The organism is Sphingobacterium sp. LRF_L2 (assembly GCF_965644235.1).
Taxonomy (GTDB): Bacteria; Bacteroidota; Bacteroidia; order Sphingobacteriales; family Sphingobacteriaceae; genus Sphingobacterium.
In genome coordinates, this window is sequence record NZ_CBFFRI010000002.1 from 182,510 (window position 1) to 203,143 (window position 20,634).

Below are 20,634 nucleotides of genomic sequence, written 5' to 3' on the forward strand. Positions count from 1 at the left end.
AGGAGTTCGATGTGAGGGACTTTGTGTTTTTCTACTGTGCGTACTGCAGATGCCTTTAGTAAGATACATTCCTTATGTCAAAATTTATCGTTTCAAAAAAAATAATATGCAATATCAAACTAAAATACGGTGGTCCTTAATTTCTGGAATTCTAGCAGCTTTATGCTGGATTGTAGGAGATATGTTTGTAGCAGGGTTTTCTGTAAACCCTGCGGACTATCCATTATTCTCAGAGACTTATGCGGGTAAGGTTGATGTAGATCTTGCCGTGCTCATGCTAGAGGGGTCTTCTAATCGGTTGATGTTTGGGGCCTTAATTGGCGCAATGACAGCCACGTTATTTCTGCCAGGAATTTGGCTTTCCTATCAATTTGTTATTGATAAATCCAAATGGTATGCTCTGGGGATTTATTTTATGCTTATCGTCAGTGTTCTTCTTTCGCCACTGGGGCACGCGGTTTATTTTTATGTAGGGGAAATACATAAGGCTATATACCATACAGATCCCATAGCTCATCCTTACTTGCTGGAGACGGCTAATGCTTTTACAAAATCATTGTACATTACTTGGGGCACAGCTATTTTGGTAATGTTTATCGGTTGGCTACTTTTTTCGATTTTGATTTTTACAGGAAAAACCATGTTCCCAAAGTGGGCCGGATTGGTGACGCCTCTTTTTCTTACGATTTACCAATTGCCTTTACAACTTATTTTGCCAGCATCTGATTTTAAAGGATTTATCGGTTCAGCAGCGTTCAATATATCTTATTTTATTTTCTTTGTGTTAGTCCAAGTATTTTTTATTAAAAAGCTAAAACACAAAGATATGCGAACTGGAAACTGAGTAATTAAGATGCAATAACTCTTCCAGCGATTTCGTGTTTATTTTAAAATTTCATATACGAAAAGAGGGACTTCGCTGTCCCTCTTTTCGTATATGAGATATATTTATGGGGCTCCGAGAAGGTGCTGTTTCCTTTCGCGAGTTTTATACTTGAAATGAGTAAAGAAGGCTTATTACTATTGATGGCATCCTTCTTTTTCATTATTTTGCATCTTTTGGTATTTTATCAAACATGCAAAGTTATGCAAAAAACGAATTTTGATTCGGGATTTTGTGGGAATCTTCCCATTCATCATATTAATACCATCCAACCACATGGAGCTGTAATTCTTGTTGATAAGCATGATCTAACCGTTGTTCAAGTAAGTGTAAATATTGTTGAGTATTTTCTTCTTGAAGTGCAGGAGATTATAGGTAGAAAACTGGATGACTTGACAGGATTAAGTATTGAAGATTTTTTACAAGGTTTTGGAGATGGGAAAAAGAAACGTATCTCGTTAAAAATAGAGCCGGCACATCACACCATGTCGGCTTGGATAATGGAACATACTCATTACTACTTTATAGAGATACAACCAGAGTCCGATACTTACGACAGTAAATTTAGCGGTGTACAGGAAGTGAGAGAATTGGTTGATACATTAGATACAACAAACGAACTTCAGGAAGCATGTGATCTGATCGTGGTAGAATTAAAACGTATGTTGGGGATCGATGGCGTTATGATGTACAAATTTGATGCGGATTGGAACGGTACGGTAATTTCAGAAGTTAAAACGAACGGTTTAGAACCTTATTTAGGTGTGACATTTCCAGCATCTGATGTGCCAAAGCAGGCAAGAGAATTGTATTTAAGAAATCCTATACGTCTCATACCTAATCGAAAATACGAACCTGCGCGTCTCTATCCAGTGATTAATCCACTAACAAATGCGTTCACCGATCTTTCTACTTGTTTTTTACGAGGAGTTTCTGATGTACATTTGGAATATCTGCGTAATATGGGGGTAGTGGGATCCATGTCCCTGCGAGTTTTGCACAATGGCAAATTGTGGGGACTCATTTCCTGTAACCATAGTTCCCCTTACGAGTTGAGTTTTGAAGATTGTACCAATTTAGCGTTATTGACAAATGTGATATCTACCAAAATTTCTTCCATAATCAATAGTAGAGAGTATCAATTTGTGTCGAATTTACAACGCGATCGGAACACCATAATTGATAATGTTTATAAACTTGGATTAGAAAAAGGGCTATTTGATGGTCCGCAGAATATTCTGAATCTCTTCGATGCTTCCGGTACTGTGTTATTTTCAGAAGGGAAACAATTTCATCGAGGAAGCGTACCAAACAGGGATTTCTTAGACAATATTTTCCTATGGCTTCAGGCAAAGAATATCAATCAAGTATATTCGACTCACCATCTTGTCGGCGATTTAGAAGAAGCAGAAGAGGTTCACGAGATTACAAGTGGAATGTTAGTAATCCCGATATCAAATCGAGGAGCAGAATATATTGTCTGTTTTAGACCTGAGTTTATAAAAACAATAGAATGGGGAGGCAACCCGCATGAGACAGTAAATTTTGAGGAAGGAGGTTTGGTTTATCATCCTCGGAATTCATTCAAGATATGGATGGAGACAGTTCATCAAACAGCGAAGCCTTGGCATGAACAAGAGTTACAGATTGCAAACAGCATACGAAGTTTTCTACTGGAACATGATTCTTAATATTTGCTTTACTAATGAAAAATAAACAGAATCCAATTTTACAATATGTAGTGGGTATAGGAGCATCGGCAGGTGGATTGGAGGCTATTCACGATCTCTTTGACCGTATTCCCTCGAGCATCAATGTCTCATTTGTACTGATTCAACATCTCTCTTCTGATTACAAAAGTCTACTTGTAGAGTTGGTTTCCAAGCATACGCATATGAAGGTGTTAGAGGCAACGGAAAATGAAGTTATAGAACCCTCACGTGTCTATGTAATACCAAATGATAAACTTATCACAGTTAGAAATGGGCGTTTACATCTTGAGAAAAAAGGTGATAGGGTTCCAAATAATGCTATAGATAACTTTTTTGTTAGTTTAGCTAAGGATAGTAAGAATCAAGCTATTGGAGTTATTCTTTCTGGAACCGGAAGTGATGGTACTGTTGGGATCGAGGCGATTAAGGAACATGGTGGTATGGTTATCGTGCAAGATCCCACGGCGGCGAAGTTTGATAGTATGCCTTTAAGTGCTATTAAGTCGGGAAATGTAGACTATGTTGTCGACACGGCCAACATGTTCGAGAAAATCGAAGATTATATCAGTCAGGCCCCCATTCGTGCCCTAGAACAAGGTGAAATAGAAGAATATGTGGTGAATAAACTTTTTGAGCTTGTTCATGTACATACAGGACATGACTTCTCACTTTATAAAACACCTACAATTTTTCGTCGGATAGGTCGTCGTATGAAAGTATTAAATTTGGATAGGGTTGACCAGTATGTGGAAGTCTTAAAAAATAGCCAAGAAGAAATCGCAATTTTGGGAAAAGACTTTTTGATTGGTGTTACGCAGTTTTTTCGTGATGAAGCGGCCTTCGACATTTTAAAAAATAAAGTTATTCCTCATATTGTCGAACAAAAAACATCAGATGATTCTATCAAGGTGTGGATTTGTGCCTGTAGCACCGGTGAGGAGGTTTATTCTGTGGCCATACTCATTGATCAATATCTTAAAAGAGAAGATAAAAATATTGAAGTGAAGATTTTTGCTTCAGATATAGACGAAGTAAGTTTAGAAATTGCTTCAAAAAACAGTTACCCAGAGTCGTTTCAAAAATCAATTCCACCAACACTTTTTGAAGAATATTTTATCGTTGATGGGCAACGTATATCTGTTGTTCCCCATATTCGAAAGCAGGTAGTATTCGCGAAGCATAATGTGATCAAAGCTCCTCCTTTTATAAAAAATGATTTGATTTGCTGTAGGAACATGTTAATTTACATGAATCCTTTACTTCAACACAAGGTATTGACAACGTTCCATTTTTCTTTAAACCAAGGAGGATATTTGTTTTTAGGTCCTAGTGAGGCTATTGCGCCGATACGGGAAGGTGTTGAAGATGTAAGTAGTAAATGGAAGATCTTTAAGAAAACGAATGCTATTGCTAGAACTGCTGAGTTTACCGGGGTAGAGCGGCCTGGTGTTCAACGATCCTTTCCAATAAATTTCAAGAAAAAGGTAAAGAAGACATCTGAAGAGCAATTTCAACAATTTTTGTTAGAGCAATATGGTTATGTAGGAATTTTTATTGATAAAAATTTCGAAGTCAGAGAAACGATAGGACATTATAAACGTTTTTTATCTCTTCCAGATAAAAAGTTGGAAGTTAATTTATTAAAGATGGTTTCCAAAGAGATTTCCTATTTGTTGAATAATACAATTCGGTCTGTATGGAAAGAGAATTCTGCTAGATCGCTTAGACGCGTTCGAATAAAAAATGCTACAGAAGAAATTTTTGTAAATATCGATGTAAGTCCCGCTGGTACTGACTTGGAAAAAACCTATACACTTATCGTTTTTCGTCAGGTGGAATCCGAGGTTGAAACGCAAAGCCCACAATCATTCATAACAGCAGATGAACACCAAACAACTTACATGATTGAATTGGAGAACGAATTGAGTGAGGTACGTAATAATCTTCAAATCGCAATTGAAGAAATGGATACCACAAACGAAGAGTTACAGTCCAGTAACGAAGAACTTCTTTCTGCCAATGAAGAACTACAATCAAGCAATGAAGAATTACAATCCCTTAACGAGGAGTTGCACACGTTGAATGCCGAACATCAGCAAAAAATAATAGATTTAATAGAACTCAATGATGATCTGAATAACTACTTTAAAAGTGTAGATATTGGGCAAATTTTTGTCGATGGCAATGGGAGAATACGAAAATTTAATCCAGCAGCTATCGATATGGTAAACTTGATAGAGAGTGATATTGGAAGACCTATTAAGCACATCTCTAATAATATTAATTATGATCACTTTTTAACAGATATTAGTACGGTGCTACAAAGTGAATCTCCATTGCCTGAACGTGAAGTTGCATTGAGAAATGGTCGGATTTGTTTAATGCGCGTCATGCCCTACTTACGTGTAGATGGTAAAACTGATGGAGTAGTCGTTACTTTTGTAGATATCACGACACTGTATGAACTGAATAACATTATAACGGGTGTTTTTAGAACCAGTTTAAGTGCTATTTTTATTTTTACTACGCTTCAGGATCAGCAGAAGGAGGTCAGCGATTTCAAGTGTTATGCTGCGAATCGTATGGCTGAAAAAATTTCTGGATATAACAATCAGAAGCTTATTGGCTTATTATTACATAAGCAGATGCCTGCTTTATTTAATGAGCGACTTTTCGAACAATTAAAGGAAATCGCAAGAACAGGCGAGAACATTCAGACCGAAATTCAGCTTGATGATCAAAATTGGTATATCGTGACAGCGACCAAGATGGGTGATTTATTGGCTGTTACTTATACCGATGTGACTGAACGAAAGAATGGGGAACAAAGCTTGCGAAAGAACTATAATGAACTGATACACGTTCGGGAATCGTTAAAGAAATTAAATAATGAACTCGAAACACGAGTGGGAGAAAGAACATTGAGTTTAACGAAAAGTGAAGAACGATTTAAGATGGTTTCTCAGGCGACAAATGATACGATATGGGATTGGGATCTTGTTAATAATAGTATTTGGCGAAGCCCGAATTTTGGTACAATGTTCGGGTATGAAATGACTTCCGAAACGAATACGGTGGCATTTTGGTTTGATAAGATTCATCCGGATGATCGCTCAATCGTGCAACGCAGTGTTTATGACGCAATAAATGAACAAAAAACAACGTGGTCGTCAGAATATCGATTCGCGAAAGCTGACGGTAGTTATGCAGAAATTTTAGACAGAGGTAGCATACAGCATGATAAGCACGGTGTGGCATATCGGATGGTGGGCTCTGTTGTAGATGTAACGAACGTCAAAGAAGCGGAACGAAAAAAACAAGAATTGCAAGATTTCATTCTTCGACAGCAAAAAGAATTTTATAAACTTTTTGCCAATGCTCCTGCTATAATTTCTATGCGAAGAGGGAGAGAACTTACTTACGAGTATACGAATACCGCTTTCAAGAGTTTTTATGCGGAAGCCGATTTAGTAGGGTTAACTTCTGAAGAGGCTCATAAAATTTGTGTAGATAAACGGCTCTATCAATCTGATAAAGATATTTTGGATCAAGGTATTTCGTTTTCTGGTAAAGCTTTTAAGGTTGCTAAATTTGATATGCATGGAAATGAGGTGGGGCAAGCATGGATAGATTATCTATTTACACCAATTTTTGATCAGGAAGAAAAGATAGATGGCATTGCATTTTTTGGTTTTGAAGTTACGGAATTAGTTAAATCCCAACTTGCGACGCGAGAGTTGATGAACCGAAAAGATGAATTTATGAGTATTGCAAGTCACGAACTGAAGACGCCTATTACAAGTCTGAAAGGTATGCTTCAAATAGGACTAAAATTTGTTGGTCAGGAAAAACCAACGCATATGATAAAGGATTTTTTAACCAAAAGCCTAAAACAAACAGATAAGTTGACTTTTTTAGTTAATGATTTATTGGATGTTACAAAGATACATTCGGGGAAAATGCAGCTTAATTATATAGAATTCGACCTTAAGGAGTTGGTGAAAGATGTGATAAATGATGTTGTAAACGAGGATATTCCGCATGATATTCTCTTGAATTCCGTAGATCATTTACGCATATCTGCCGATCGCAATAGAATTGAACAAGTATTGATTAACTTCCTTTCTAATGCAATTAAATATTCTCCAAGTGCCCATAAAATTATTGTGGAAGTTAATGAGCAAATTGGAGAAGGCGTACGTGTAGCGGTGAAGGATTTTGGAATCGGGATTTCGAATGATAAGAAAGAACTGGTGTTCGATCGTTTTTTTCGCGTTGAAGAGTCAATTAAGTATTCTGGACTTGGCTTAGGACTGTTTATTAGTAAGGATATTATCGAACGTCATCATGGATATATCGGGGTTGATAGTGTCGAGGGAGAAGGTTCAACATTTTGGTTTGTTATACCTCTAGACTCTAGAAGTAAAGATTCGTAAAGTTGTATTTAGGGTTATCGTCTGAACAAAATAATTCTCTACACTTTTTTGATTCGATAATGCAACCAATTTGTCTGATGGTTCGTCTTCTATATATAAGTTATTTAAATTATGGAAGTAGTTCACTTAAAACGCAAATTAAATAGATTATTAATTTGCGTATTGGTTAGTCATATTTTGCTCGGTGTTTATATTCTAATGATAACAGCTCATAATAATCGATATGGATTGGTGGAAAAATCACCTTCCAATTTTTTGAATTCGAAAGAAGAACAAATAAAACTGGACAATTTCGATACGCCCAGCCAAGAACAAAAAGTACCTATTGTGCTCTTCCAGTTCAATTGGAAATAAAGACAATTATAGAGAATACAATAATAGGTTTGTGCAAGCGAGGTTCTATGAGACTAAAATAAAATTGGAATTTTTTAGAAGAAGTAGAAAAGAAATTAACTTTCATATTACTGCTACTAGTTGCTTGATAAACTGCTATTTCTTGACTGCATAATTTTGAATATATTTATATATGATACGGTATGTTCTGTTGTTGTGGGTTATAATTCCTTTTGTTTTATTCGCTCAGAACGAATATAGGGAGCATGCCCCGATTGCTGAGCAGCTTCTCTTGCGTAAAGCATTTCAATCTGCAGATAATTTCATGGAAATTGAGCAATACGATTCTGCTCAAGCTTGGCTTAATCGAATAGATCTAAAAATACATTACAGAAAGCCTACGTTGTTTTCCTATTATTTAACGAGTCGGCAAGCCGAAATTTTTTACTACAATAACCTTCACGAACTTGGTCTCCAAGAATCTTGGCGAGCTCTCCATATCGCCAATTCTTTAAAAGACTCCGTTTTACAAGCTGACGCTTACAATTTTTTAGGATTATTTTATTTAACTAAAGATAGTTTGGCTCAGTCAGTTTTGTATTTAAAGAAGGGATTAACATACGTGAAGCAACCGCCTTATGCTACAAGTTATATTGAGCTGTCTAAACCTCATCATATCTATGGAAATTTAGCGGAGGCGTTCGAAAAAAAAGGAGAAGTTGATAGCGCATTATATTATGGACATCTTTCCTTAACAAAAGCAATTCAAATAAAATCGTCGCGTGGTGAAGCTACAGCTAGTCTGTCATTGGGAATTGCTTATTTATTGAATAAACAACCTAAGCATGCTCAATTATATTTTGAGAAGGCAAGAAGCATGTCTAAACGTAACCAAGAGGTGGATATTGAACTAAATACCTATGGAGGGTTGGCAGAGTGTGTTTACACAACGGGCGATAAGATGGCGTCTTTGCAATTTTTAGATCAGGGTTTGGCTTTGCTTCACGCAAACAAACAGTTGAATGACTTTTTTAGTTTGATGTTTTTGGATAAAGCTATCGAAATATATAGTGCATTGAATCAGAAGGATCGTTACATAGAAGTGTTGAACTTAAAATCTAAAATTCAACAAGAGATATATAGCCGAAATAATAAACAAATTCAAAGTTTGCTTATTGCAGATCTTGAAAATGAGCGACTCTTTTTTAATCTGGAACTGGCGGCTTCAAAGCAACAACAAGCAGAGGCGAATGTACGCTTATATATTTCACTACTGTTGTTGCTACTATTGTTAATCGTTTTTTTTGCTTACCGCTATTTTTATCGACAACGCTTACAATTGGCGCAAATGAGGAGCCATATTAGTCAGGATTTGCATGATGAAATCGGTGCGACCTTAAGTGGAATTGCGATGTACAGTTACATCGCGAAACAACAAGTGCAACAAGAAGATACAATTGCCGTGTCGACTTCACTTGATGTGATTAAGGTGCATGCTGGAGAAATGGTGAGTAAACTCAACGATATCGTTTGGGCGGTTAATCCTGCGCAGGATACACTCAAAAATTTGATTAGTCGACTTAAAGACTTTTCGTTGCAATTATGTGGTCCTAAAGGCGTACATGTAGAGGTTTGCATCCCCAGAAATTTAGATAAAATAACGCTCAATATGATTCAAAGAAAGAACATCTATTTGATGGGAAAGGAAATTATACATAACGCTTTCAAATACAGTAATTGTAAGGAGCTCAAAATTGAATTGATAGTTGACGACCATAATGGAGTTCTCTCCATAAAAGATGATGGCAATGGTTTTGATTTGCAAAACGTTAGACGAGGGAATGGACTTGATAATATAGAGGCTAGAGCGCACGAAATCGATGCCAAGGTGAATGTTGTAAGCAATTTTGGGGGAGGAACTTTATTTGTAATTCAATTTAAAATACCCCAAAAGGGGATATTATATGGAAAACGAAATGGTTAGCTTTAAAACAAGGTAAATTAGGATGAATATTCGGGTAGCAATTGTTGAAGATAATAAACTTATACGGGAAGCACTGCAAGCGATTGTTGGCGGTACAGACGGTTTTCTAATGGTTGGTGCTTTCGCAAATGCGCGTCAAATAGAAGCTGATGTCGAATTTTGTAAACCCGACGTTATTTTGATGGATATCGAAATGCCATTGATTTCTGGAATTGAGGCAACAAAGTCACTAAAGAAGAAATTTCCGGAAGTAAAAGTCCTAATACAGACGGTTTTTGATGACAGCGAGAAAATATTTAAAGCTTTATGTGCAGGAGCATCAGGGTATATTCTAAAAAGTGATAATCCTGCAAAACAACTGGATGCTATACGCGATGTTTATAAAGGAGGTGCTTTTATGTCCTCGATTATTGCACAGAAGGTTATGGATTTTTTCGTTCATCAAAATGTGATTCTTATTACACCTGACCAGGATGAAATAAAACTTAGTGCCCGAGAACGAGAAATCCTAACTCTTATGATGGAGGGCAACGATTACCGAACGATAGCTGATAAATCTTTTATAAGCTATGAAACGGTACGTACGCATATTAAACATATCTATAAGAAGCTCCATGTGGCTTGTCGTGCAGAGGCGATTCTAAAAGCTAGGCAAAAGGGTTTGATTTAACCCCAAAATCACCCTTTGTGGTATAGTTCTTCATTTTGTAGTAGGCTAATTTTGATTTAGAAATCTGACAAAGATTAAAACGTTCAAATATTAGACTATTATTTAGAAACCGATAATTAAAGTAAAATGAAAAAACTATTTTTTATCTGCTCACTAGGAAGCCTGTTGAGCATGTTGTTTTATGCTTGTGGAAAAGACGATGCACAAAAAATTAATGAAAATTTAGCAAAGGAGGAGGTGTTGGAAAAGAAAATTCAAGAAATTATACCCGATCAGTATCTTGACTCCTTACGGAAGTTGGGGCTAGAAATTAATAGTGGTACGAATCCTGTTATAATAGATGGATTTTTTAAGTTCTCACCAGTGGAACTTGTAAAAACCAGTGTGCCCAATGATCAAATTCAGCCGGGTTATGTGTTCAATGACGGATACCTTCATATTTTCAATCAAAAAGAAGATTTTACCATTCAGTTGATCGGTAAAAACTTTATTAGTACGGTTGATACAAGTGCAGTAACTGCAATCTCGGGCTCGGGAAATAAGTTTACAATCTATGGAAAAGTCAATTCCGAGTTTGAGAAGGAACGAGCTGAGTTTGCTATGGTATTCTCTGGCGAGTATTTGGATGGAGTGATTATTAAATATACGTTGGGTATTCTTTGCATAAAGAAAAATATTACAGATGAGGATAAGTCGCGCTTTATTGAGTTGGGATCAGGTCGATTGGTGAGAGAATCTGATGAGATAGCAGAACGAATAAATGGATTTGATCAACAGGCAAAAACAGGTCGAAAAATATTTCCTGCTGGTTTAGGTACAGCAAAGTTGCTTCAGGATTTATAAAGAAATTGATCAATTCTATTCCTTATTCGTAATTACTCATGCAGATAAAACTATGCTTTATTCGCTTTATCTTGTTGGATTAAATTAAAGTTTATAAAAATCGTGTCGGAGTAGAAATAGCCGCTGGAAAGGAAATGGCAATAATAGAGAGCAAAAGCCGTGGTAAAAAAATGGCTTAACGGTTCAACTAGTGTTTTTTTAGCTGCAGTATTATTCCTAATGAGGCGCACATAACTGAGATATTGATGCGAAACGCGTTTGCGATCCATCAACATAGTGGATAAAGGCTCGAGTAATAAAAAAATAAAATCTACTATTATGGTAGATTTTATTTTTTTATTACTACATTTACTTCAGATTCGTTATCAATAGGCGTTGGCAGCGATTGTATTTAATATTAACAGTATGAAAACACTAACATTCATAAATCTAAAATCTCCTTTTTCGTTTTCCCACTTCGGTGTAATTTTTTTTTCACGAATGTGTGGATAGCTACCTGTATACGCTTGTCTATTTGTAAGATATGTGGCACTTTTAAAACTTAGTGTTTTTACCTATTGTCCCACATTGATGTAATTCTAGTCTTTAAATGGATAGGCTCTTCCTGTGTCGTACAGATTTATTTGTAGCTTATTTTTATTCTCGGTCTGTATTAAACTCGAAGTTGTCTAACTGTATTTTTCAATAGTATAGCCTTCAAATAGATGGGGTGGATGCTATCATTCTTTTCACTAAATCAACAAGTAATCTTTATTATATGAGTGATCAATCAAAACAACAACAAACAGCTTTAGGTGATGTCGCAGCAAGACATTTAGCTATTGCTACACGTACAGCCCCGCAATTGGAAAGTATTTCACCACGATGGCTTGTGCATTTACTTAATTGGGTCCCTGTCGAGTCTGGTGTTTTTCGACTTAACAAAGTTGTCGGAGAGGATTCTATACAGGTGGATTGTTCGCGTCGGGATGAGAGTGTATTGCCACATACATTTGTGGATTATGACGAAAATCCACGTGAATATAACCTGAATGCCGTGAATACATTGATTGATGTACATACACGTGTATCAGATCTTTACAGTAAGCCTTATAATCAAATAAGTGAACAATTACGTCTGGCAATTGAAAAAATTAAAGAAAGACAAGAGAGTGAGTTGATTAATAATGGTGATTATGGATTGCTGAGTAATGTAGCCGGAAAGCAAGTTATAAAGACGAGAACAGGAGCACCTACACCAGATGATTTGGACGAGTTGATTACAAAAGTTTGGAAGCAACCGGGGTTCTTTTTGTTGCATCCATTAGCTATTGCCGCTTTTGGTCGCGAATGTACAAGAAGAGGCGTTCCACCACCCACCGTCTCCTTGTTTGGATCGCAATTTTTGACTTGGCGTGGCATTCCTCTGATTCCAAGTGATAAAGTGCCGATTGTGAAAGGAAAGACCAAAATTTTATTAATAAGAACCGGAGAAACCAGACAAGGGGTAATAGGCCTTTATCAACCGAATTTGCCAGGTGAACAGACGCCCGGATTATCGGTAAAATTTACGGGGATTAATGATAAAGCAATTGCGTCTTATCTTATTTCGCTCTATTGCTCGTTGGTTATTTTGGTGGATGACGCTGTAGCCGTGTTGGATGATGTTGATATTACGAAATATCACGAGTATCATTATCAATAGATTTAAAATTAAAAAATAGAGAATATATGTCGAATCCAACTATTGCGTTTGAAAAAATATTGGAGGAAATAGCAAATAAACAGTTTCAAGCTATTCCATTCCAGGCCGATTCGATAGCAGAACCCGTTGCAGAGGTAGAATCTCATGACCAAAATCTGTTCGATATCACGAAGCATAGCCGGGTTTCTCCGACTTTTACCCAAAATGGAGTCGACTCTGCAGTGGCTGTTGATGGCTTTGATTTGCATAATCCAACGACCAGTTTTAATGATTTAGGCTATTTTGATGGGAAGATTCCGAAATCTGTAGCGGGCGAGGGGAAACAACCCGGTTTGGTAGCCAGCAGTGAACAACAATCTACTAATTTTCTATTGCCATTCGAGGGAGCATATCGCGAACAGCTTCAGGAGCTGAAAGGATTAGCTGTGGGCTCCACCTTACCTTTTTCAGGTGAGTTACAGATGCCTTTTCAAGGTTGTGAGAGCTCTTATTATTTCTTTGAAGGTAAAAGTCGAGGTGACGCAGATGCCTTTGCCGTGAAATCACATGAAAATCAATCACATGCTGTTGAACGGTTGGATGTGGAGGCTGTGCGTAGGGATTTTCCCATTTTAAATGAGTATATCAATGGTAGGAGATTAGTGTGGTTAGATAACGCGGCTACGACGCAGAAGCCAAGTGTCGTTATTGATCGTATTACGCATTTTTATCAACATGAGAATTCTAATATCCATCGCGCAGCACATGTTTTGGCGGCCCGGGCTACAGATGCATATGAAGATGCAAGAGAAGTTATAAAGGATTTCCTAAATGCGGATTCGGTAAATGAAATTGTTTTTACCAGAGGAACAACTGAAGCAATTAACTTAGTGGCTAGTAGTTGGGGAGAACAGCATTTGACAAAAGATGATGAGATTATTATTAGTCATCTGGAGCATCATGCAAACATCGTCCCTTGGCAGCTTCTTAGTCAGCGTAAGGGCTTTAAAATCCATGTAATTCCAGTTGATGACCAAGGGAACTTACTGTTGGAAGGTTATGTGAAATTGTTAAATAACAGGACGAAATTGGTGGCATTTACCCATGTTAGTAACGCGCTAGGTACAATTACTCCAGTAAAAGCCATTATTGAACTTGCACATCAAGTGGGAGCAAAAGTTTTGTTGGATGGAGCACAGTCCGTATCGCATATAAAAATAGATCTGCAGTATCTGAATCCCGATTTTTTTGTTTTTTCAGGACATAAGATTTTTGGTCCTACAGGTATTGGCGTTTTGTTTGGGAAGGAGGAATTGTTAAACAGCATGAATCCTTACCAAGGAGGGGGGAACATGATTAACGATGTTACATTTGAGAAAACTGTTTTCAATAAAGCTCCGAATAAATTCGAAGCAGGAACTGGAAATATTGCAGATGCGGTAGGCTTAGGTGCCGCTATCAAGTATGTTCAGCATATAGGTATTGAGAAGATTTACCAGTATGAACATGATCTTTTAATCTATGCCACTAAACTTTTTGAAGAAATACCAGGCGTTAAATTAATTGGTACAGCTCAAGATAAAACAAGTGTATTGTCGTTTACTTTACAAGGATATACCAATGCTGATGTAGGCAAAGCTTTGAATGAGATAGGAATAGCTGTTCGTACGGGACATCACTGTGCTCAACCAATATTGCGACGACTAGGTTATGAATCGTCGGTGAGACCTTCTCTTGCTTTCTATAATACTTATGAAGAGATAGATCTTTTAGCTCGAACGATAGATCAACTAGCGAGAAATAATCGTCGTTACTTTTAGTGTGTTAGTGTTGATGGGTTGGTCACAATACCGGCTCATCAACTTATTTGTATGTTTCGAAAAAGTGTATCGTTTGAAGTTGAGATATATGGAAGAATTTTATAAACATTTATTTTTGCGCCAACAGGAAGCTCACGATATGCCTAGTAATGTGCGTATTTGGGAATGGGCGAGAGATGTGTTTCGGTTACTTTTTCCGGAACGAAACTCCAAAAAGTTATTGACTTTAGAGGCTGTTAAAGCTAGTTTTACGATCTTGGAAAATGAGCTTTACGATTTACTTTTGAAAAGTAGAGATTGTGCACAATCTGATCACCGTTATATTGTGCATAATTTTTTTGAAATGCTTCCTGCTTTATATGAGTTGATGATGGAAGATGCAGAAGCTATTCTAGAAGGAGATCCTGCGGCCAAGAATATCAGAGAAGTAATCCGAACATATCCGGGTTTTTTGGCTACTTGTATGTATAGAATGGCTCACCGCTTGTGGTTGGATGGACTTCCACTTATACCTCGTATCTTAACGGAATATGCACATGAGCGTACGGGCATAGATATACATCCTGGAGCGGTTATAGGACGTTTTCTGCACATCGATCATGGAACAGGTGTGGTAATAGGTGAAACTGCAGTAATTGGCAATCATGTGAAGTTGTATCAGGGCGTTACGTTGGGGGCTTTGAGTGTCGATAAGTTGCTGGCTGGACAGCGAAGGCATCCTATTATCGAAGATCATGTTATTATTTATGCTGGAGCTACTATCTTGGGAGGGGAGACGCGTGTAGGGCATCATTCTATTATAGGAGGAAACGTTTGGCTTACTTCAAGTGTGGCGCCTTACACAACCGTTTATCATCGGCCGAATACCGAATTTGTGAATTCCGCACCTACTGAGTAATACTACCTTTCTTTCACCATACCCTACGAGATAAGTAATGAGTCTTGTTTCTATAATCTGGGAAAGAGTCCAGGAATTAGATAGAGAGATGATGACGCTTCTTGAAACTGGAATGATATGGGGGAAATAGGCCGTGATCTAAAAATAAGATGAAGCGAAAGTAGTTACAAGTAGGCAATCTGTTTCGGTTAGCTGCGACTTCTGCGCTTGAACCTTGTTGACAGTTACTGCGAGCCGGACCTTTTGATTACTATGCAATGCTGGCAGAATCAAAGGAAATATGAGAAAAATTTGTCATAACCTGATGTAAGTTTGTCGTAACCGGAACCTAGTTTGTGATAAACGCAACTGCGTTTGTCGTAGACTTGGTTCCGGTTGTGACAACTTTGGTCGCGTTTGTGACAAAAGCAATCGCGGTTGTTACAGATTGATATGCGGTTGGGGTGTCAGATGCAAGCTGACGACAAACTTGACTACATTTGCGACAAACTTGGTTGCGTTTATGATAAACTCATTCTAGTTTGCGATAAAAGCAGTTGCGTTTGTGATAGACTCATATGCGGTTGAGACAAACTTACATCGGGTTGCTTCAGACTTAATGTCGTTTATGGGGGATTTTTTGTTGTTCCTTGCCGGAAATAGGGCAGAAAGGGTCAGATCGGTTCAATTTGGGTCAAATCGGATCAAAATTTCTTTGTGGTCGTTCTGTTTTTTACTTTCGTACTGTTCGGATAGCTCGTGAGGAAATTTATCTGGATTTGTCTCTTGTTACTGTATGTTAACTAATTAGTGAAATTTTGTGATAGTCGTGAAGTTGATAACGGTAGAAATAATGGATATCCAATAAAAAACCTCTTTATCGTTAAATAAAGAGGTTTTTTGTACGCCAATCAGGATTCGAACCTGAGACCGACGGTTTAGAAAACCGTTGCTCTATCCTGCTGAGCTATTGGCGCTTCCTTTCAGTGCTACAAAAGTAGAAAATTGCAGGTGTTTTACAAAATAAAATAGTGATTTTTTATACAGAGGCAAATAACTTATTGCAATACAAATACATATTTTTTGGTTTATGTTTCCAAGTTACAAATTAGAGGATCGATGGAAACAATTTATTGCATTGAGGGTTTAGTAATAAAAAAGAAACAATTATGGCTACATGGAATTTAGACAAGGCACACAGTGAAATCGAATTCAAAGTGAGACACATGATGATATCTAGTGTGAAAGGTTTTTTTCAGGATTTTAATATCAGTATGAGTGGAGATCCGGACGATTTATCAACAGCATCAGTACGTATAGCGATTGTATCGGCCTCTATTCATACTAAAAATGAACAAAGGGATCAACATTTACGAAGTGAAGATTTTTTCAATAGTACCCAGTATCCCGAAATTACATTTGATTCAACTATAGTAAAGGGCGGGAACGACGGAAATTATGAGGTTATTGGTAATCTTACTATCAGAAATGTGACTAAAGCTGTAACTTTTAAAATAGAGGTCGGAGGAAAAGCAAAGGATCCTTGGGGGAACGAAAAAATAGGTTTTTCATTTGCGGGATCCGTAAATCGGGAAGATTTTGGTTTAACTTGGAATGCAGCGTTAGAAACTGGAGGGGTAATGGTCGGTGATGAAGTGAAAATAACAGGCGATATTCAGTTTATACTGAGTTAACAATCAGTGTGGTTACAGAAATACGTTGCTATTTTCTTTAAAAAAATGAAATAAAATTTGGCAGGAATAAGAAAATTCGTACTTTTGTCGCGGAGAGTTGGCAGAGTGGTCGAATGCGGCAGTCTTGAAAACTGTTGACTGTAACAGGTCCGGGGGTTCGAATCCCTCACTCTCCGCAGAAAAATCCTTTCAGAAATGAAAGGATTTTTGCATTAAGGGAAATTAAGTTTAGGTTCTTGTTATTTTTTCAAACAACTGGAGATAGCTATCTACCATTTTCTCCCAGCTGAAGTTCTCTAGCGTGAATGCTCGATAGTTTTTCCGTCGATCTTTGTGAAAATCTATATCTTTTAACGATTCAAGAATTTCGTTTTTCCAAGCTTCGGCATCCTGATGTGCTACCTGGATGCCATTTTTTTGATGGTGTATAGCATCTGTTATTCCTTCGATGTCAGAAGCAAATACAAGTGTACCACACATACTTGCTTCTAGACAAACTAGACCAAAACCTTCCATATCACCTTCGACCCGAATGTTGGGCATGAGAAAGGCATGCGCATAATTAAGCATAATTTTGAGGTCTTCTAAAGGTATTTTTCCTACATGTTTTAATCTCTGCTGATTTTGTGTGTGGTTTAACACGTTACGCAGTTCCGCTTGATCGGATGGATAACCCATGAATAACATATAGAGGTGCCTTAACTTATTCGGGAGAATACTTAGCCATTTTTCCTTTGCTTGGACGTTTTCCTCAAAAGGCCCAACCATCACCAAGAATACATTAGATGGCAATTGTGGTAACACTTCGCGGATGAACCATGAAAAACCTTTACGCTTAACAGGGCGGCCGAGTGTGATCAGGATTCTTTTATCCTCAGGTATACCGTATTTCTGCAGTACATTATGTACAGCGGATTGAGGATAGTCTGCAGCTAATGTATGATCAATACCGTTTACAATGACGGAAACTTTTTCTTTTGGTATACCTCTTTTGATGATCGCTTCTGCTGTAGCACGACTGACTGCAATAATATGATCGAATTTTCTAAATTTATTGATAATAAAGCGTTGATATACAGACCAAGGGAAGACAACATCTAAACCGTGTACCGTAACAACTCTTTTAACATGTTGGTAGCCACTATGCGATAAGCTCAAGGCAGCAATAAGTCCGTCATTGAAATGGATAAGACCGATTTCAGGATGAATATGTACCATTTTTAAGATCCGATTATTGAGCTGTCTAAAAAATTGAATGTAGGTTTCTTCTCCTGTATAAACAATTTTATGGACGACGGTACGAGATTGCATTCCACGAATGAGTTCGAAACTTTGCTTTTCCATTCCTCCTGTAGATGGAGGATATTTATGACTAACGAATAGTACTTCCATGACTCATAAGTTTAAAGGCAGGTGTTTTCTTTACAAAAAAATAGCAGATGAAACCTACCATAATCCAAAAGAGTTGGCGTGATCTTCTTAATATGGATACCGCTAACCATACCCCAGCCGACTGTATGCCAATTGCATTTAAAACGAGTTTATTCCCTAGTTCTTCTACCCCCAACTGTCCTGGGATAAACGCACCTACACTTTTGAAAATAATTACGCCCATGTCTAACAATAAACCGTGCATAATGTGTAAATCAAATCCCATGAAAATTAAAATCAGATAAAATTCTATACTACCAACCAACCAATGCAATAGAAAGAATACATAAGACAACCAGAACACATGGTTTTTTTCCTGAAAAAAAGACCTGCTTTGTCTAATAAGTTCTTGTATGCTCGATCTTATACGATTAATTAGATTGTTTGGGAAGGAGAGAGACGGTGTTTTAGAATTATTTTTTTTGTTTAAAGAAAGTAGTATAAAAGATTTTAAAACAATGAGAAACGATAATATCACTAGAATAAGTATTTGGATTTGAAACGGAAACTGTAAATCTGTATTCGTAAAAAGCCATATTGTAGAGACTATGAAAAGCAGCAATTGAGATAAAACAGCTGTAAGCCGGGATACAATGATAGAGTCCGCCGTTGCGCTCTTGGATAGATTATAAGATTTTAATAGTTCGTTCTTAAGTAAATCACCACCAATTATACTAGAAGGATTATATAAACCAACAGTTTCTCCTAATTGACGAATAACGAAGAGACGCCAGATACTGATATTTTTTCGTTCTTCACCAAGGCAGACCCACCAACCGATAGTTCCTAAAATATAGGCAGTTACAGTGCTAGCAAGGATATAGATAAATTTATTTCCAATTTTTGAAATTTCAGTTATAATTGTTTTAAAATCAGTATTTAAAATAAATATAAATAAAGTTATGATAACGCTTAATATTAGGGTGTATCGGAGCCATTTTTTGTCGTTTAACATACGGTCCATACCAAGTCTTTATTGGTGGACGCTGCCAAGTTCGTTATTTCTGAAAAATAACGGTCTGTTAACTTCTCCCAGTCAAGTTGCTGTACTTGAGTTAATCCGGCATTAGTAATTACTTGGCGTAGCTCAGGATCACTAAGTAAAAGTTTTATATAGATAATATAATCTTCTGGAGATTTGGGAAGGCATTTATACCCAGTGTGCTGGTGTCTGATTAGGTCTGAGCTTCCTCCTCCATCTGCGATAATACAAGGCAAACCAGAAGCCATGGCCTCAACGACGACATTTCCGTAGGTTTCTGATGTGGACGTGAAAACAAAGACTTCACAAGATGCATACAATTGTGCTAGATCTTCGTGCTCAAGTTTTCCTAAAAAAAGAGCATTCGGCATTTGTAACATCATATCATTTTTTGCAGCGCCATCCCCCGCGATAATAAGATTATAGGCAAGTCCTGAACGCTCTAGCCTATTGTAAATGTCGATGAGCGTTTGCACATTTTTTTCCCAAACTAATCTGCTGGCAAAGAGAATATTCGGTTTTTCATTACCTGTTAAACGTTTTACATAGGATATGTTTCGTTTTTTCGGATTAAAAAGGTTGAGATCGATTCCACGTTGCCATAGTGCTATTTTTTCGGAGTCAACGCCGAATTGTTCCAATTGCTTGATCATAGATTGAGAAGGCACATAAACGGTGTCACAGCTGTTGTAGAAACGACGACTAGCGCCAATTATCCATTTTTCAATAGGCTTTATTAAAGCAGGAAGCTTGCGGAAATAGTATGGGATATAAGAAACAAAGTTTGTGTGATAGATACTTAGGACAGGTATATTACGCTGACGAGCATAGCGAAGTGCTGCAAATCCTAATAATGATGGTGTGGCGATGTGAATGACATCTGGTCTAAAATTATCCAACTCTTCTCGCATTTGTTCCTTAGCTAACGCTGGCATGGTAAAACTATAATCTTTATTAAGACCAGTATTTAAGGTTGGTATACGTAAAGACGCATGTCCCTCTACAGGTTGGTCAGTTCCTTTTCCATATATAAATAGAAAGGAAAATCGTTTCGGATCAATCCTGTTGATAATTTGGAACATCGTGCGCGATGCGCCATCAAAATCTTCGATAAGTATTTCTGCAAAAAATGCTACTTTTATCATGTAGTCAAGTTTCTTTATTTTACGAAAGTACGTTGATGATATTTCCTAAATAGTGATTGAATATTAATACTTTGTGAAATTTTTAATGGTATTTACATTCGCTAAACGATTCGGAAATGAAATCTTTATTGATTTTTTACAAAGGCGTAATATTATTGATT

Annotated in this window: 14 protein-coding genes and 2 tRNA genes; 12 read left to right on the forward strand and 4 right to left on the reverse strand. The window is 37.1% G+C overall.

Going from position 1 to position 20,634, the window contains the following annotated elements:
• Positions 1-106 precede the first annotated feature (106 nt).
• The 10 genes from ACSZOX_RS04010 (at position 107) to ACSZOX_RS04055 (ending at position 15,242) form a co-directional block, all read left to right on the forward strand.
• The gene (locus ACSZOX_RS04010; RefSeq protein WP_437918508.1) at positions 107-844 is read left to right on the forward strand and encodes a DUF6796 family protein; all 738 of its coding nucleotides are present in this window, start codon (positions 107-109) and stop codon (positions 842-844) included.
• Positions 845-1,086: 242 nt separating this feature from the next.
• Complete coding sequence (locus ACSZOX_RS04015) at positions 1,087-2,574, forward strand: GAF domain-containing protein (RefSeq protein ID WP_437918510.1); 1,488 nt, start codon at positions 1,087-1,089, stop codon at positions 2,572-2,574.
• Positions 2,575-2,588: 14 nt separating this feature from the next.
• Entirely contained in the window at positions 2,589-7,031 is a 4,443-nt protein-coding gene (locus tag ACSZOX_RS04020) for a chemotaxis protein CheB (RefSeq protein ID WP_437918512.1), read from the forward strand.
• A 111-nt stretch (positions 7,032-7,142) separates the two neighbouring features.
• Complete coding sequence (locus ACSZOX_RS04025; protein WP_437918514.1) at positions 7,143-7,385, forward strand: hypothetical protein; 243 nt, start codon at positions 7,143-7,145, stop codon at positions 7,383-7,385.
• Positions 7,386-7,557: 172 nt separating this feature from the next.
• Entirely contained in the window at positions 7,558-9,348 is a 1,791-nt protein-coding gene (locus ACSZOX_RS04030) for a tetratricopeptide repeat-containing sensor histidine kinase (RefSeq protein WP_437918516.1), read from the forward strand.
• A 22-nt stretch (positions 9,349-9,370) separates the two neighbouring features.
• Positions 9,371-10,018, forward strand: a complete 648-nt coding sequence (locus ACSZOX_RS04035; protein ID WP_437918518.1) for a response regulator — start codon at positions 9,371-9,373, stop codon at positions 10,016-10,018.
• A gap of 126 nt (positions 10,019-10,144) precedes the next feature.
• Positions 10,145-10,861: a hypothetical protein gene (locus tag ACSZOX_RS04040; RefSeq protein ID WP_437918520.1), complete on the forward strand. Its 717-nt coding sequence runs from the start codon at positions 10,145-10,147 to the stop codon at positions 10,859-10,861.
• 757 nt (positions 10,862-11,618) lie between these two features.
• Positions 11,619-12,545, forward strand: a complete 927-nt coding sequence (locus ACSZOX_RS04045) for a family 2A encapsulin nanocompartment shell protein (protein WP_437918522.1) — start codon at positions 11,619-11,621, stop codon at positions 12,543-12,545.
• Positions 12,546-12,571: 26 nt separating this feature from the next.
• Positions 12,572-14,344 (forward strand): family 2A encapsulin nanocompartment cargo protein cysteine desulfurase, encoded by a 1,773-nt coding sequence (locus ACSZOX_RS04050; RefSeq protein ID WP_437918524.1) that lies wholly within the window; start codon positions 12,572-12,574, stop codon positions 14,342-14,344.
• An 88-nt stretch (positions 14,345-14,432) separates the two neighbouring features.
• Entirely contained in the window at positions 14,433-15,242 is an 810-nt protein-coding gene (locus ACSZOX_RS04055) for a serine O-acetyltransferase (RefSeq protein ID WP_437918526.1), read from the forward strand.
• An 882-nt stretch (positions 15,243-16,124) separates the two neighbouring features.
• Here the strand turns inward: ACSZOX_RS04055 and ACSZOX_RS04060 are convergent.
• Positions 16,125-16,198, reverse strand: a tRNA-Arg gene (locus ACSZOX_RS04060).
• 192 nt (positions 16,199-16,390) lie between these two features.
• On the opposite strand from ACSZOX_RS04060, the gene ACSZOX_RS04065 reads away from it, so the two are divergent.
• Positions 16,391-16,915 (forward strand): YceI family protein, encoded by a 525-nt coding sequence (locus tag ACSZOX_RS04065; RefSeq protein WP_437918528.1) that lies wholly within the window; start codon positions 16,391-16,393, stop codon positions 16,913-16,915.
• A 91-nt stretch (positions 16,916-17,006) separates the two neighbouring features.
• Positions 17,007-17,091, forward strand: a tRNA-Ser gene (locus ACSZOX_RS04070).
• A 52-nt stretch (positions 17,092-17,143) separates the two neighbouring features.
• Here ACSZOX_RS04070 and ACSZOX_RS04075 read toward each other — a convergent pair.
• The 3 genes from ACSZOX_RS04075 to ACSZOX_RS04085 are packed head-to-tail and all read right to left on the reverse strand — an operon-like array spanning position 17,144 to position 20,473.
• The gene (locus tag ACSZOX_RS04075) at positions 17,144-18,307 is read right to left on the reverse strand and encodes a glycosyltransferase family 4 protein (RefSeq protein WP_437918530.1); all 1,164 of its coding nucleotides are present in this window, start codon (positions 18,305-18,307) and stop codon (positions 17,144-17,146) included.
• On the reverse strand, positions 18,288-19,310 hold the full coding sequence (locus ACSZOX_RS04080) for a lysylphosphatidylglycerol synthase transmembrane domain-containing protein (RefSeq protein ID WP_437918532.1): 1,023 nt from the start codon (positions 19,308-19,310) through the stop codon (positions 18,288-18,290). Before ACSZOX_RS04080 ends, ACSZOX_RS04075 begins: the two co-directional genes overlap by 20 nt.
• The gene (locus ACSZOX_RS04085) at positions 19,295-20,473 is read right to left on the reverse strand and encodes a glycosyltransferase family 4 protein (protein ID WP_437918534.1); all 1,179 of its coding nucleotides are present in this window, start codon (positions 20,471-20,473) and stop codon (positions 19,295-19,297) included. Before ACSZOX_RS04085 ends, ACSZOX_RS04080 begins: the two co-directional genes overlap by 16 nt.
• Positions 20,474-20,634 lie beyond the last annotated feature (161 nt).